General features: G+C 59.4%; 13 protein-coding genes. 9 read left to right on the top strand and 4 right to left on the bottom strand.

Annotated features, from left to right (window positions below; genetic code table 11):
• Positions 1–2 precede the first annotated feature (2 nt).
• The 5 genes from secA (at position 3) to ribA (ending at position 6,344) form a co-directional block, all read left to right on the top strand.
• A complete protein-coding gene (secA, locus tag ARC85_RS09270) occupies positions 3–2,741 on the top strand; it encodes a preprotein translocase subunit SecA (RefSeq protein WP_286714734.1) in 2,739 nt (912 codons plus the stop codon).
• 101 nt (positions 2,742–2,842) lie between these two features.
• Positions 2,843–4,060: a bifunctional glutamate N-acetyltransferase/amino-acid acetyltransferase ArgJ gene (gene argJ / locus ARC85_RS09265; protein WP_286714733.1), complete on the top strand. Its 1,218-nt coding sequence runs from the start codon at positions 2,843–2,845 to the stop codon at positions 4,058–4,060.
• The gene (locus ARC85_RS09260; RefSeq protein WP_113879821.1) at positions 4,041–5,030 is read left to right on the top strand and encodes a Nudix family hydrolase; all 990 of its coding nucleotides are present in this window, start codon (positions 4,041–4,043) and stop codon (positions 5,028–5,030) included. Before argJ ends, ARC85_RS09260 begins: the two co-directional genes overlap by 20 nt.
• An 87-nt stretch (positions 5,031–5,117) precedes the next feature.
• Positions 5,118–5,600 (top strand): cyclic pyranopterin monophosphate synthase MoaC, encoded by a 483-nt coding sequence (gene moaC, locus ARC85_RS09255; protein WP_014420643.1) that lies wholly within the window; start codon positions 5,118–5,120, stop codon positions 5,598–5,600.
• Positions 5,601–5,732: 132 nt separating this feature from the next.
• Entirely contained in the window at positions 5,733–6,344 is a 612-nt protein-coding gene (ribA, locus tag ARC85_RS09250; RefSeq protein ID WP_014420644.1) for a GTP cyclohydrolase II, read from the top strand.
• A 43-nt stretch (positions 6,345–6,387) separates the two neighbouring features.
• Here the strand turns inward: ribA and dxs are convergent, their stop codons facing one another.
• From dxs to ARC85_RS09230, 4 genes are all read right to left on the bottom strand, one after another.
• Positions 6,388–8,319 (bottom strand): 1-deoxy-D-xylulose-5-phosphate synthase, encoded by a 1,932-nt coding sequence (gene dxs / locus ARC85_RS09245; RefSeq protein WP_036149266.1) that lies wholly within the window; start codon positions 8,317–8,319, stop codon positions 6,388–6,390.
• 120 nt (positions 8,320–8,439) lie between these two features.
• Positions 8,440–9,336 carry a (2E,6E)-farnesyl diphosphate synthase gene (gene ispA, locus ARC85_RS09240; protein WP_113879822.1) on the bottom strand — a complete coding sequence of 299 codons (897 nt, stop codon included), beginning with the start codon at positions 9,334–9,336 and terminating at the stop codon, positions 8,440–8,442.
• The gene (locus ARC85_RS09235) at positions 9,336–9,593 is read right to left on the bottom strand and encodes an exodeoxyribonuclease VII small subunit (RefSeq protein ID WP_011785895.1); all 258 of its coding nucleotides are present in this window, start codon (positions 9,591–9,593) and stop codon (positions 9,336–9,338) included. The genes ispA and ARC85_RS09235 overlap by 1 nt, the downstream gene beginning before the upstream one ends.
• A 58-nt stretch (positions 9,594–9,651) precedes the next feature.
• Entirely contained in the window at positions 9,652–10,425 is a 774-nt protein-coding gene (locus ARC85_RS09230; protein ID WP_022991979.1) for an NRDE family protein, read from the bottom strand.
• Between the two features lie 92 nt (positions 10,426–10,517).
• Between ARC85_RS09230 and ARC85_RS09225 the strand changes: the two genes are divergently transcribed.
• The 4 genes from ARC85_RS09225 to ARC85_RS09210 are packed head-to-tail and all read left to right on the top strand — an operon-like array spanning position 10,518 to position 13,480.
• On the top strand, positions 10,518–11,315 hold the full coding sequence (locus ARC85_RS09225) for a sulfite exporter TauE/SafE family protein (protein WP_011785893.1): 798 nt from the start codon (positions 10,518–10,520) through the stop codon (positions 11,313–11,315).
• Between the two features lie 10 nt (positions 11,316–11,325).
• Positions 11,326–12,114, top strand: coding sequence for a prolipoprotein diacylglyceryl transferase (gene lgt / locus ARC85_RS09220; protein WP_113879823.1), 789 nt, complete (start codon positions 11,326–11,328; stop codon positions 12,112–12,114).
• Positions 12,111–12,950: a thymidylate synthase gene (locus ARC85_RS09215; RefSeq protein WP_023008903.1), complete on the top strand. Its 840-nt coding sequence runs from the start codon at positions 12,111–12,113 to the stop codon at positions 12,948–12,950. The genes lgt and ARC85_RS09215 overlap by 4 nt, the downstream gene beginning before the upstream one ends.
• A 14-nt stretch (positions 12,951–12,964) precedes the next feature.
• Positions 12,965–13,480 carry a dihydrofolate reductase gene (locus ARC85_RS09210; protein WP_014420650.1) on the top strand — a complete coding sequence of 172 codons (516 nt, stop codon included), beginning with the start codon at positions 12,965–12,967 and terminating at the stop codon, positions 13,478–13,480.
• Positions 13,481–13,485 lie beyond the last annotated feature (5 nt).

Below are 13,485 nucleotides of genomic sequence, written 5' to 3'. Positions count from 1 at the left end.
CTATGTTCACAAAGCTTGCAACCAAGATGTTCGGCAGTAAGAACGCCAGAGAAATCAAGAGGATGCGCAAAGTTGTCGCGCGCATCAATGAACTTGAAGAACAGTTTGGCGCGTTGTCTGACACCGAGTTGCAAGGCAAGACTGCTGAGTTCCGGCGCAGGCTTGATGAAGGCGAAGCGCTGGACAGCCTGCTGCCGGAAGTCTTTGCCACGGTGCGGGAGGCCAGCCGCCGGGTGATGGGCATGCGCCACTACGATGTTCAGCTCATCGGCGGCATGACCCTGCACGAGGGCCGAATCGCCGAAATGAAGACCGGTGAAGGTAAAACCCTGGTGGCAACCGCCGCAGTCTACCTGAATGCGCTTCCCGGTAAAGGCGTGCACGTGGTGACGGTGAACGATTACCTGGCCCGGCGTGATGCCGAGTGGATGGGCAAGCTGTACCGCTTCCTCGGCATGCAGGTGGGAGTGGTGGCGTCTGGCCAGCCACAGGAAGAAAAGCGGGCTGCTTACCAGGCCGATATCACCTACGGTACCAATAACGAGTTCGGTTTCGACTATCTGCGCGATAACATGGCCTTCAGTATTGAAGACAAGGTTCAGCGCGGTCTTAACTTCGCCATTGTCGACGAAGTGGATTCCATCCTGATCGACGAGGCCCGTACACCGCTCATTATTTCCGGTGCCGCTGAGGATTCTTCCAAGCTGTATCAGGCCGTCAATGCACTGGTGCCGAGTCTTGAGAAAGGCGAAGTCAGCGAGGAAGGCGAATCCTCCGGTGACTTCACCATTGACGAGAAATCCCGCCAGGTTGAACTGACCGAAGCCGGTCACGAGAAGGTCGAAGATCTGCTGCTTGGCCAGGGCCTGCTGAAAGAGGGCGAAAGCCTGTATTCGGCTGCCAACCTGAGCCTGCTGCACCATGTACACTCGGCGCTCCGTGCCCATCACCTGTTCCAGAAAGACGTGGATTACATTGTCCAGGGCGGTCAGGTGGTGATCGTAGACGAACACACTGGCCGGACCATGCCCGGTCGCCGGTGGAGCGAAGGTCTGCATCAGGCGATTGAAGCAAAGGAAGGGCTCAAGATTCAGGCCGAAAGCCAGACGCTGGCGTCGACTACCTTCCAGAACTATTTCCGTCTCTATGACAAGCTGGCCGGTATGACCGGTACCGCCGATACCGAAGCCTTCGAGTTCCGCCAGATCTACGGCCTGGACGTGGTGGTGATTCCGCCGAACAAGCCGATCCAGCGGATTGATTACAACGACCTGGTGTACCTGACCCAGGAAGAGAAATTCCACGCCATTATCGATGAAATCAAGGATGTGACCGCAGAAGGGCGGCCTATTCTGGTGGGTACGGCGTCCATCGAAGCCTCTGAGCTTCTGTCCATGCTGCTGAAGAAGGCGCGGATTGACCACAAGATCCTGAACGCAAAACAGCACGAATCCGAAGCCCTGATTATTGCCCAGGCCGGGCGGCCGGGTGCGGTTACCATTGCCACCAACATGGCGGGTCGGGGTACCGATATTGTCCTCGGTGGTAACTGGGAATATGAAGTCGCAGCCCTGGATAATCCCTCGGAAGAGGAAGTGGCTCGCATGAAGGCGGAGTGGACTGAGCGCCACAACCAGGTACTGGACGCCGGTGGCCTGCACATTATCGGTACCGAGCGCCACGAATCCCGCCGGATTGATAACCAGCTCCGTGGTCGTGCCGGTCGCCAAGGCGATCCGGGTTCCTCCCGATTCTTCCTGTCGCTGGAAGACAACCTGATGCGGATCTTTGCACCGGAGCGCGTGAAGAATCTGATGCAGGCCATGGGCATGAAGAAAGGTGAAGCCATCGAGCACCGGATGGTCACCAATGCCATTGAAAAGTCGCAGCGCAAGGTCGAAGGCCGCAACTTCGATATGCGTAAAACGCTGCTTGAATACGACGATGTGGCCAACGATCAGCGTACGGTCATCTACGAGCAGCGCAACGAGGTGATGGCGTCCAATGACATTTCCGAGATGATCGATACCATCCGCGAAGACGTGGTGGATTCGGTGGTCAGTGAGTTTATTCCGCCGCAAAGCATGCCCGAGCAGTGGGATGTGCAGGGGCTGGAGGCTCAGCTGCAGTCCGAGATGGCGATTGAACTGCCCATCCAGCAGTGGCTGAAGGACGACAACAAGCTGTATGAAGATAATCTTCGCCAGAAGATTCTTGATGCCATTGTGGCTGAGTACAAGGCCAAGGAAGAAGTGGCCGGTGCCGAGGCCATGCGCAAGTTCGAGAAGCAGGTGTTCCTGCAGGTGCTCGATACCCTGTGGAAGGAGCACTTGTCCAACATGGATCACCTGCGCCGGGGTATCCATCTGCGTGGCTACGCTCAGAAGAACCCGAAGCAGGAATACAAGCGCGAGGCGTTTAACCTGTTCGAAACCATGCTCGATACCATGAAGCGTGACGTTACCCGGGTGCTGTGCCACGTGCGGGTTCAGAGCCAGGAAGAAATGGCGGAAATCGAACGTCGACGCAAGGAAGAGCTGGAGCGGGAAATGGCGCGCGCCAAACTCCGCCACGAGCAGGCCAGTGCAGCCCAGGCGGAAGGGGAGGGTGACGGTGGCCAGCAGGGCCAACAGGCCACCCCGGAGACCTTTGTCCGCCAGGAGCGCAAGGTCGGCCGTAACGAGCCCTGCCCCTGCGGGTCTGGCAAAAAGTACAAGCAGTGCTGCGGAAAGGTGAGCTGATCAGCCACCGAGTAGCCGGAAACCAGAACCCGCAATTCGCCAGTACGCTGGCGCTTGCGGGTTCTGTCGTTTGAAGATCAGGAAAAATCAAGGAGACAGGCATGGCGGTAGGTCCCGGAACCTTACCCGATTTCTTCCCGGTGGCGGGAATCAAGCTGGGCATTGCCAGTGCGGGGATCAAGAGGCCCGGCAGAAAAGACATAGTGGTGTTTGAGCTGGCGCCGGAAACCCGCGTAGCGGGTATTTTTACCCGCAACCAGTTCTGTGCGGCTCCAGTGGTGCTCAGCCGCCGCCACCTGTCCCAGGATGCTCCGCGCTATCTGCTGATCAATACCGGCAATGCCAACGCCGGTACCGGCGAACGGGGCCTGGCGGACGCCGCGGCCTGCTGCGAGGCGCTGGCAAAAGAGGCGGGCATTTCTGCCAGCCAGGTATTGCCGTTCTCTACCGGGGTGATTGGAGAGCCGTTGCCGGTTGCCAAGATCGTCAGTGCGCTGCCTGCGGCTCTGGCCGAAACCCGGGAAGACCGCTGGGCAGAGGCGGCATCCGGCATCATGACCACCGATACCCGCCCTAAAGGCGCTTCGCGGCAGCTGGATCTGGATGGCCACCGGGTAACCATTTCCGGAATCAGCAAGGGCGCGGGTATGATTCGCCCCAACATGGCCACCATGCTCGGCTTTATCGCCACCGATGCCCGTCTGACGCCGGAGGTTTTGCAAACGCTGGCTTTTGAGCTTGGCGAGAAGTCTTTTAACCGCATTACCATTGATGGCGACACCTCCACCAATGATGCCTGCATGCTGATGGCCAGCGGCCAGTATGGCGGGCCTGAAATTACCGCCGATAGCCCGCTGCTGCCGGTATTGCGAGCGGCTCTGCAGGAGGTGTACCTGGAACTGGCCCACGCCATTGTCCGGGATGGCGAGGGCGCCACCAAATTTGTGACCATCGATGTCAGTGGCGCAGCCAACCAGCAAGAAGCGCTGGATGTGGCCTATACCGTTGCGCACTCCCCGCTGGTGAAAACCGCTCTGTTCGCGTCAGACCCGAACTGGGGGCGTATCCTGGCGGCCGTTGGTCGTGCCGGTGTGGAGAATCTGGACCTCAATGCCCTTGAAATTTACCTGGGCGATGTCTGCCTGGTGCGCAACGGTGGCCGTGCCGACGACTACTCCGAGGCTCGGGGCCAGGCGGTGATGGATCAGGAAGAGATCACCATTGCTATTGACCTGAAGCGGGGCAATGTCCGGGAAACGGTCTGGACCTGTGATTTTTCCCATGATTACGTGACCATCAATGCCGAATACCGTACCTGAGTCTGTCGAGGGTCTTTCGGCTAACCGTAAGACTGTTCATGTAGCGGTGGGCGTGATCGTTCGCGATGGTCGTGTCCTGATTGCAAGGCGCCCGGACACAGCCCATCAGGGCGGTTTGCTGGAGTTTCCGGGTGGTAAGGTCGAGCCCGGAGAAACCGTCCAGCAGGCATTGTGTCGGGAAATCGCCGAAGAGACCGGGCTGGTTCTGACTGAGGACAGCCTGGAGCCGGTGATTGGCATACGTCACGACTACGGCGACAAGTGTGTGTTTCTTGATGTCTGGTCAAGCCACTCGGCTCAGGGCGAGCCAGAGGGTAAAGAAGGTCAGCCGGTCAGCTGGCTGGCTCCTGAGGCGCTCAAGGACGAAGAGTTTCCTGCCGCTAACCGGCCCATCATCAGAGCGCTGCGATTGCCCCATCGGCTGGCGGTTACCGGAACAATTGAGGATGCGCCGGCAGGCCTGGCCAGACTCGGTGCCGCTCTCGACCGGGGGCAGCCGGATTCACTGGTGGTGCTTCGCGCTCCGACCCTCTCCGGGGCTGCGTACCTTGAGCTGGCCGCAGCGGCTCTGGGCGGGTGCCGGGAAAGGGGCGTCGGGTTGATTCTGCATGGGGCGGCAGACCTGTGTCGGGCCGTTCCAGATGTCCAGGGCGTTCACCTGCCCTGGCGCGAGGCGCAGAAGCATTCAGAGCGCCCTGTCAGCGACGATTACTGGTTGGGTGTGTCTTGCCATAGTGCTGAGCAATTGCGCCATGCAGAGCGCCTGGGGGCGGATTACGTGGTCCTGGGTAATGTGCTGGAGACGCCCAGCCATCCGGGGCAGCCCGGAATCGGGTGGGCTGCTTTTCAGGCGTTGGCGGCAACGGCAAATGTGCCGGTTTACGGTATCGGAGGTCTCGGACCTGAGCACCAGTTCCGGGCCCGCGCGCTTGGTGGCCAGGGCGTGGCTGGTATCGGTTTCTGGTGGTAGCCATCTGTGGCCCGGGGCGATTACGGATTCCAACCAGGCCCGGGCCATGCCAAAGTAACCTCTTCAACAGATCAATCGGAGTTTTCTGTGACAAAACTGACCCATCTGGATGACAAGGGTGAAGCCCGAATGGTGGATGTCACCGACAAAGCGGTGACGGAACGCGAGGCCAGCGCCGAGGCCTGTGTCCGGATGGCTCCGGAAACCCTGAGAATGATCCTGGAAGGTGAGCACCCCAAGGGGGATGTGCTGGCGACGGCCAGGATAGCAGGCATCATGGCTGCGAAACGAACCCACGACCTGATTCCCCTGTGCCATGCGCTTAACCTGACCTCCGTGAAAGTCGAACTGAGGGCTGGCGATGATGGCGCCTCCGTGGCGATCGAGACCCGGTGCAAACTGGCCGGTCAGACCGGTGTTGAAATGGAAGCGCTGACGGCCGCGAGTGTGGCCGCCCTGACCATTTACGATATGTGTAAGGCGGTCGACAAAGGTATGGTGATCGATAATCTGCGTCTGCTGGAAAAGAAAGGCGGCCGCTCCGGCCACTGGCAGGCCCGGGAGCAATGATCTGAAGCCTGGCGGCGACCGTAACCTTTCGGGTACTGCATAATCCGGAGGGGAACTGTGTCGACACTACGCCAGGCAAGCAGCCGCATGATAGAATGCCCGCCCAATTTGTCCGAACCACGAGGAAACACAGTGGCTGTTCGTTACATTGAAACCTGCCGTTTGCCCACCCCCTTTGGTGTGTTTGATATGCACGGCTTTGAGGAGCCGGACACCGGGAAGGAGCATGTGGCGCTGACGTTGGGGGACATTGATAGCGCAGAACCACTGCTGGCACGAACCCACTCAGAGTGTCTGACGGGCGATGCCCTGTACAGCATGCGTTGTGACTGTGGTTATCAGCTGGAAGAAGCGTTGCGCAGTATCGCCCGGGAGGGTCGGGGTATTCTGATGTACTTGCGTCAGGAAGGCCGCGGTATCGGATTGCTGAACAAGATCCGGGCCTACCGTCTGCAGGACCAGGGCGCCGACACCGTGGAAGCGAATGAGCGTCTGGGCTTTGGCGCAGATCTCCGGGATTACAGCATGTGCAAGGACATGCTTGAGCACCTGGGCATCAAAAGCCTGCGATTGATGACCAACAATCCGCGCAAGGTGAAGGCGCTGGAATCCTACGGCATCAACATTGCCGAGCGCGTGCCTCTGCATGTGGGCCGCAATCCGCACAACGAGCACTACCTGAATACAAAGCAGAGCAAACTGGGCCACTGGCTGGAAACCCACCAGGATGACGACCCGGTCTGATCGACCTCTGGCGGATCAGTTGTGATCCGCCTTCGTTCCCGAGTTATTTAGCCGCCACCACTGTCGGGTATCCGAGCTGCTCCATTCGCGTGGCAATGCTGCGAAGAATGCCTTCGGCATCCAGCCCACAGTCCCGCAGTAATTCCTTATGCTGACCGTGTTCAACGAACGCGTCCGGCAGTCCCAGTTGTAATACCGGCATGGAAACCTGGCGGGCATTCAGGAATTCCGTCACCGCGCTGCCGGCGCCACCGGCAATAACGTTTTCTTCCAGGGTGACCAGCAGGTCGTGGGTTTCCGCCAGTTCCAGTACCAGGGCCTCATCCAGAGGCTTGACGAAGCGCATGTCGGCGACCGTGGCGCCCAAGGCTTCTGCTGCCTCCAGTCCCGGCGCCAACAGAGTGCCGAAATTAAGGATGGCAATACCGCTACCGTCGCGTACGCGCCGGCCCTTGCCGATGGGCAGTGGGGTGAGTTGCTGCTGGATTTCGGCCCCAGGTCCGGTTCCCCGGGGGTAGCGAACGGCAGCCGGGCCGCTGTATTCAAGGCCGGTGTGCAGTAGCTGTCGGGTTTCGTTTTCGTCCGACGGCGTCATCACCAGCATGTTGGGAATGCAGCGTAGATAGCTGATGTCGAAGGCGCCAGCGTGGGTGGGGCCGTCTTCGCCGACCAGGCCCGCACGATCAATGGCAAACAGGACGTCCAGGTTCTGGATGGCGACATCGTGTACCAACTGGTCATAGGCTCGCTGCAGAAATGTTGAGTAAATGGCCACGACCGGCTTGGCACCATCGCAAGCCAGACCCGCCGCCAGGGTGACCGCATGCTGCTCGGCAATGGCGACATCAAAATAGCGATCCGGGAAACGCTCTGAAAAGGCCAGCAGGTCTGAACCCTCGCACATGGCGGGAGTAATTCCGGCTACCCGGCTGTCCTGTTCGGCGGCATCGCATAGCCACTGCCCGAAGACGTTGGCGTATTTCGGGCTGGCCGGTTTCGGCTTCACCGGTTCCGGCTTGCTGGCGGGCACCGGTTCAATCTTGTTGATGGCATGGTAGCCAATCGGGTCCGCTTCGGCAGGGGCAAAACCTTTGCCTTTGGTTGTGACCACGTGCAGGAACTGCGGGCCTTCCAGCTCACGGATGTTCTCCAGGGTTTCCACCAGCAAGGGCAGGTCGTGGCCGTCGATGGGGCCAATATAGTTGAACCCCAGCTCCTCAAACAGCGTGCCGGGCGCAATCATACCCTTGAAATGTTCTTCGGTTTTCTTTGCCAGGGCCATCAGGTGAGGAGTGCCTTTGAGCACCTTCTTGCTGCTGTCGCGCACCTGATTGTAGGTACGGCTGGAGAGCAGCTTGGCGAAATAGTTGGAAAGCCCGCCGACGTTGCGTGAAATCGACATGTCGTTGTCGTTCAGCACCACCAGCATGTCGGCATGAAGGTGTCCGGCATGATTCAGGGCTTCAAAGGCCATACCCGCAGTCATGGCACCATCCCCGATAACGGCAATGCTCTTGCGGCCGGTGTTCTGCATCCGGGCGGCGATTGCCATGCCCAGTGCCGCGCTGATGGATGTGCTCGAATGACCTACGCCGAAGGTGTCGTACTCGCTCTCTGCCCGTTTCGGGAAGCCGGCCAGGCCCCCTTTACGGCGAATGCTGCCCATTTGTTCCTTGCGACCGGTCAGAATCTTGTGGGGATAGGCCTGGTGGCCGACGTCCCATACCAGCCGGTCTTCGGGGGTATTGAAAACGTAGTGCAGGGCCACCGTCAGTTCGAGCACGCCAAGGCCAGCGCCGAAATGACCACCGGTCTGGCCCACTGACCACAGCAAGAACGCTCGCAATTCCCTGGCCAGCCGGGGCAAGTCCTCAGCTGGCAGTTCACGCAGCTGGGATGGCACGTCTATCCGGTCGAGCAACGGCGTATTGGGTCGCTGCGACGGGATTTCCCTGAAAATGTATGTGTCCTGCATCAGCTCGGGTCTTTATCGGAATGTGGGTTCTATGGCTGGCATTATAAGGGAACAGGCGGCCCGGTTTCATACATCCCGGGCCAGTTGTTACAAAATGGTGATGCTTGGCCTTGAAATGGTTCAGTGGCTGCGTGCCACTACGTAGTCAGCCATGGCCCTCAGGGTGTCGGCTTCCGAGTCGAAGCTCTCCAGTGCGCTAAGAGCTTCATCAAGGAGTCGGGCCAGGTGCTGGCGAGCTCCCTCGATACCCAGTAATGCCGGATACGTGGGTTTTGCCCTGGCGGCATCAGAGCCCTGGCGTTTTCCGATGACCTCGGTGTCGCCCTCAATATCTAGAAGATCGTCCTGCACCTGAAACGCGAGCCCCAGTGCGCTGGCGTAATCCGTCAGGTTGCTCAACTGGCACTCGGTCACGGTTTCAGAGGTTAGTGCGCCCAGGCGAACACTGGCTTCGATCAGGGCGCCGGTTTTGTGCCGGTGCATGGCTTCCAGTTGCGCCACGCTCAGCTGTCGCCCAACGGATTCCAGATCAATGGCCTGACCGCCAACCATGCCTTGATGACCGCTGGCCCGGGCCAGCTCCGAGATCATGGTCACGCGTTGTCGATCTGACAACGCCGGCGCATCGGATAGCAACGCAAACGCCAGTGTTTGCAGTGCATCCCCGGCCAGAATGGCCGAAGCTTCGTCAAAGGCAATGTGAGCGGTCGGTCGGCCCCTGCGGAGATCGTCATCGTCCATGGCCGGTAAGTCATCGTGGACCAGGGAATAGGCGTGAATCAGTTCCAGGGCGCAGGCTGGCGCCAGGGCCGTGCTTTCGTCGCTGCCCATGGCTCGGGCGGCAGCCATGCACAGAGCCGGGCGCACTCGTTTGCCGCCGCCCAGAACGCTGTAACGCATGGTTTCCTGGAGCCGTTCTGAGGTGGCGTTGCGGGCAAGGCAGCGGTCCAGCTCCCGATCAACCTGGTGGCGGCACTGGTCCAGATAGGCCTCCGCCTGGCGGATGCGATGGTCCATCACTGCTCGTCGTCTGCTGAGAAAGGCCGGGTTTCCAGTGTGCCGTCACTGTTCTGCACCAGCTGCTCGACCCGCTGTTCGGCGGATTTCAGGGCACTCTGGCACTCCCGTGTCAGCTTGACGCCGCGCTCGAAAGCCGCCAGTGATTGTTCCAGGGACAGTTCGCCCTGTTCCAGGTCACGAACCAGTTGTTCCAGTTCGTTCAGGGATTTCTCAAAGTCGGCTATGGAAGCGCTGCTGGTGTTCTCGCCGGCCATGGGGCGACCTCCGGTCGGGTGTTTCGGAAATTGCGCGGATTATAACAGAGTCGGTTTGCTATCGCTGCCAGCTGAATTGCCGTTTTTCCAGGGGCTGGGCATTGGGTCCCCAGGATTGTTCTGTCACCCTGGCTTCGCCCTGTGCGTCCAGTGTGACGATGGTAGTGGCCCGTGTGCCGTAGTCACTGCCGACAATGAACGGTGACGATAGAAATCGTTCGGTCTCAATGCCTACGCCAGTATCGGGAAGCATGGCGTCGGGCGCCGGGCTGGTGTCCTGAAGCAAAGGCAGGAGTTGGTTGTGCAAGTCCTCGGTACGGTGGCTCGCAGCTTCAACCACGGTGGCAAAGGCCTTTCTCAGGCGCAGCAGTTTCGGCCAGGGTGTCTGTAAAAGATGATTGCTAAGACCAAAGCTGCCTCGGAAGAGTTGGCGCCCCGGGTGCGCGTCGCGGTTGCTGTAATACCAGCCGCCGCGTTCTGTCAGAGACACCAGGTTAAATCCGGCGTACCGATCGGGTTCGCTGTTCAGAGCAGCGCCCAATACGCTGGCGGGTTCAGCCAGGGCACGAACGGGCAGCTCGCCGCGGCTGGAGCGACCGGTTTCCGGGCTACCCTCCCGCACATTGGTGACAGCGGCAACCTGACCGTTCGCGCTGATGGCCAGCCAGGTGCCGCCAGAAGCCAGGTCTCTCCCGGCCAGCAGATGCTGACCGCTGTCGGCCTGCCACCAGTCCATGGCGGCCGTGGGACGGCGGAAGAATTCATCCCGGTTGGCAGCAACCACCAGGGGAAAGCGGGGGTTCTGGCCGATGGCAAAAGCAATTAGGCACATGGGTGAACGGAATTCCTTGGATGCGTGGGCTGAAGTTGCTGGCATTCCTGCGTATCATACCAGCCTGATCTGAGCCGGGGTGGTCTGTAACCATGAGCATGATAGGCATCATCGTACTGTATCTTTTATTGGGTGCACTGGCGGGCACCATGGCCGGTCTGTTTGGCATTGGTGGCGGTCTGGTGATTGTGCCGGTACTGATCTTCAGTTTCGGGCTGCAGGGGATCAGCCCGGAGATTGCAGCCCATCTTGCTGTGGGGACGTCTCTGGCCACCATTGTCTTTACCTCCATCAGTTCCATACGTACCCACCACCAGCATGGCGCAGTACGCTGGGATCTGTTTCGCCCCATGACTTTTGGTATTGTGGTTGGTGCTGTGCTTGGTGCCTGGACAGCTGCGATGCTGAGTGGCCCGGTGCTGGAAACCATTATCGGGGTGTTCGTCATTCTGGTGGCACTGAAGATGATTCTTGAGGTCAATCCGAAGCCGGGGCGGGATGTTCCGGGCACCACAGGGCTCGGGGCAGCCGGCGGTATCATTGGCTGGGCATCGGCCATCTTCGGTATTGGTGGTGGCACTCTGACCGTACCCTATTTGAGCTGGTGCAACGTCAAAATGCAGCAGGCGGTGGCGACTTCGGCTGCTTGCGGCTTCCCGATTGCAATTGCGGGCGCCCTGGCCAATGTCTGGACCGGCTGGCAGGATCCCGATCTGCCCGAGCTGAGTCTTGGTTTTATCTACCTGCCGGCGTTGGTGGGTGTGGTTGCCACCAGTGTGTTCTTTGCACGAATCGGCGCCGGGCTGGCCCATCGTCTGGATGGGCGTCTGCTCAAGCGCATCTTTGCCATTATGCTGGTTCTGGTTGGTTTACGGTTTCTTCTGAGCTGAGAGAGCATTCATGCTGCAACATCCACAGTTTGACCCGGTGGCGATCGCCCTTGGGCCGTTGAAAATTCACTGGTATGGCCTGACCTATCTGGTCGGGTTTGCCGCCGGCTGGTGGCTGGGCCGTCTTCGGTCCCGCAAGCCCTGGTCGCCACTGCAGGAAGAGCAGGTGGGTGATCTGCTGTTCTATATGGCCCTGGGTGTGATCCTCGGTGGCCGCTTTGGCTATGTAGTGTTTTACAACTTCGATACCTTTATAGCGGACCCGCTCTGGTTGCTCCGGGTCTGGGAAGGCGGTATGTCTTTCCATGGCGGGTTGCTGGGGGTAATGCTGGCCATGTGGTGGTATGGCCGAAAAACCGGAGCCGGGTTCTGGAAAATTGCCGATTTTGTCGCGCCCTTGGTCCCGGTTGGGCTGGGTGCCGGGCGAATCGGAAATTTCATAAACGGCGAACTCTGGGGAAAACCGACAGACGTAGCCTGGGGCATGGTCTTTCCGCAGGCGCCAGACAGCCTTGCCAGGCACCCGTCGCAGTTATATCAGTTCGCGCTGGAAGGCGTACTCCTGTTCGTGATTCTCTGGTGGTTCTCCTCAAGGCCCCGCCCGAAAATGGCAGTGTCCGGCCTGTTTCTGGTGTGCTATGGCATCTTCCGTTTCCTGGTGGAGTTCGTTCGCCAGCCAGATCCACAGTTGGGTTACCTGGCCTTTGACTGGTTGACGATGGGGCAGGTGCTCTCTGCACCGATGATTGCCGCCGGCGCCGCCCTGATGTTCCTTGCTTATCGGAGAAACGTCCAATGAAAGCCTATCTCGATCTGATGCAGGATGTTGTCGATAACGGATTCGACAAAGGTGATCGCACCGGCGTGGGCACCCGCTCGGTGTTCGGCCGCCAGATGCGTTTCAATCTGCAGGACGGTTTCCCGCTGGTGACGACCAAGAAGGTCCACCTGCGCAGCATCATTTATGAACTCTTGTGGTTCCTCAAGGGCTCCACCGACAACACCTGGCTGACGGAACGCAAAGTCAGCATCTGGAATGAGTGGGCACTGGAAAACGGCGATCTCGGTCCGATCTACGGCAAGCAGTGGCGCAGCTGGCAATGCCACGACGGCCGCGTGATTGACCAGATCAGCGAGGTGATCGAGCAGATTCGCACCAAGCCCAACTCCCGGCGCCTGATCGTCTCCGCCTGGAATCCGGCCGAGCTGCCGGACGAGTCCATCAGTCCGCAGGATAACGTGCGGGAGGGGCGCATGGCCCTGGCGCCTTGCCACTGTCTGTTTCAGTTCTATGTCGCCGACGGCAAGCTGTCTTGCCAGCTCTATCAGCGCAGCGCCGACCTGTTCCTGGGCGTGCCCTTCAATATTGCGTCCTATGCCTTGCTGACCCATATGATTGCGCAGCAGTGTGATCTGGGGGTGGGCGAGTTCGTGCACACGTTTGGTGATTGCCACTTGTACCGGAATCATCTGACGGACGACATCGTATTTGAACAGCTCCGGCGTGAACCCCGCGCGCTGCCGAAGCTGGTCATCAAACGTAAACCGGAATCCATCTTTGGCTACGAGCTGGAAGATTTCGAGTTCGAAGGTTACGACCCGTACCCCGTGATCAAAGCCCCTATAGCGATTTGAGCAAGGAACCCGTTATGCGCAAGGCCCTTATCGTAGCCATGGCCCGAAACCGGGTGATCGGCCGGAATAACAAGCTGCCCTGGTATCTGCCAGGTGATCTGCGCTACTTCAAGCAGGCCACCATGGGCAAGCCCATTATCATGGGTAGAAAGACCTGGGACTCCATCGGCCGGCCTTTGCCCGGGCGGATGAACGTGGTGATTTCCAGAAATCCGGAATGGCAGGCGCCAGCCGGAACCGTTGCCGCAGCGTCGCTGAACGAAGCGTTGGTGAAAGCCGAAGCCCAGGCGGAGTTGGAAGGTGGTGATGAAGTGATGATTATTGGCGGAGGCCAGATCTATGCCGAAGCGCTGCCAATGGTTGACCGGATATACATCACCCAGGTGCACGCAGAGGTGGACGGAGATGCCTTCTTTCCGGAAGTGAACTGGGACGAGTGGGAAGAGATCGGGCGCGAAGATTTTTCTGCGTCTGACAACAATCCTTACGACTACAGCTTTGTCGTATACCAGCGTAGCCGGTCAGAATGACCGGC

The organism is Marinobacter sp. tcs-11, assembly GCF_002049515.1.
In the GTDB taxonomy this organism is placed as follows: domain Bacteria; phylum Pseudomonadota; class Gammaproteobacteria; order Pseudomonadales; family Oleiphilaceae; genus Marinobacter; species Marinobacter nauticus.
Note: the sequence above shows the minus strand (reverse complement) of the source record. Positions and strands in the feature narration are given on the sequence as shown.

Excerpts from the sequence above, each read along its gene's own strand:
- ARC85_RS09210 (WP_014420650.1), top strand. The coding sequence starts at position 12,965 with ATGCGCAAGGCCCTTATCGTAGCCATGGCCCGAAACCGGGTGATCGGC.
- ARC85_RS09225 (WP_011785893.1), top strand. The coding sequence starts at position 10,518 with ATGAGCATGATAGGCATCATCGTACTGTATCTTTTATTGGGTGCACTG.
- ARC85_RS09215 (WP_023008903.1), top strand. The coding sequence starts at position 12,111 with ATGAAAGCCTATCTCGATCTGATGCAGGATGTTGTCGATAACGGATTC.
- ARC85_RS09230 (WP_022991979.1), bottom strand. The coding sequence starts at position 10,425 with ATGTGCCTAATTGCTTTTGCCATCGGCCAGAACCCCCGCTTTCCCCTG.
- ARC85_RS09260 (WP_113879821.1), top strand. The coding sequence starts at position 4,041 with ATGCCGAATACCGTACCTGAGTCTGTCGAGGGTCTTTCGGCTAACCGT.
- dxs (WP_036149266.1), bottom strand. The coding sequence starts at position 8,319 with ATGCAGGACACATACATTTTCAGGGAAATCCCGTCGCAGCGACCCAAT.
- secA (WP_286714734.1), top strand. The coding sequence starts at position 3 with ATGTTCACAAAGCTTGCAACCAAGATGTTCGGCAGTAAGAACGCCAGA.
- lgt (WP_113879823.1), top strand. The coding sequence starts at position 11,326 with ATGCTGCAACATCCACAGTTTGACCCGGTGGCGATCGCCCTTGGGCCG.
- ARC85_RS09235 (WP_011785895.1), bottom strand. The coding sequence starts at position 9,593 with ATGGCCGGCGAGAACACCAGCAGCGCTTCCATAGCCGACTTTGAGAAA.
- ispA (WP_113879822.1), bottom strand. The coding sequence starts at position 9,336 with ATGGACCATCGCATCCGCCAGGCGGAGGCCTATCTGGACCAGTGCCGC.
- argJ (WP_286714733.1), top strand. The coding sequence starts at position 2,843 with ATGGCGGTAGGTCCCGGAACCTTACCCGATTTCTTCCCGGTGGCGGGA.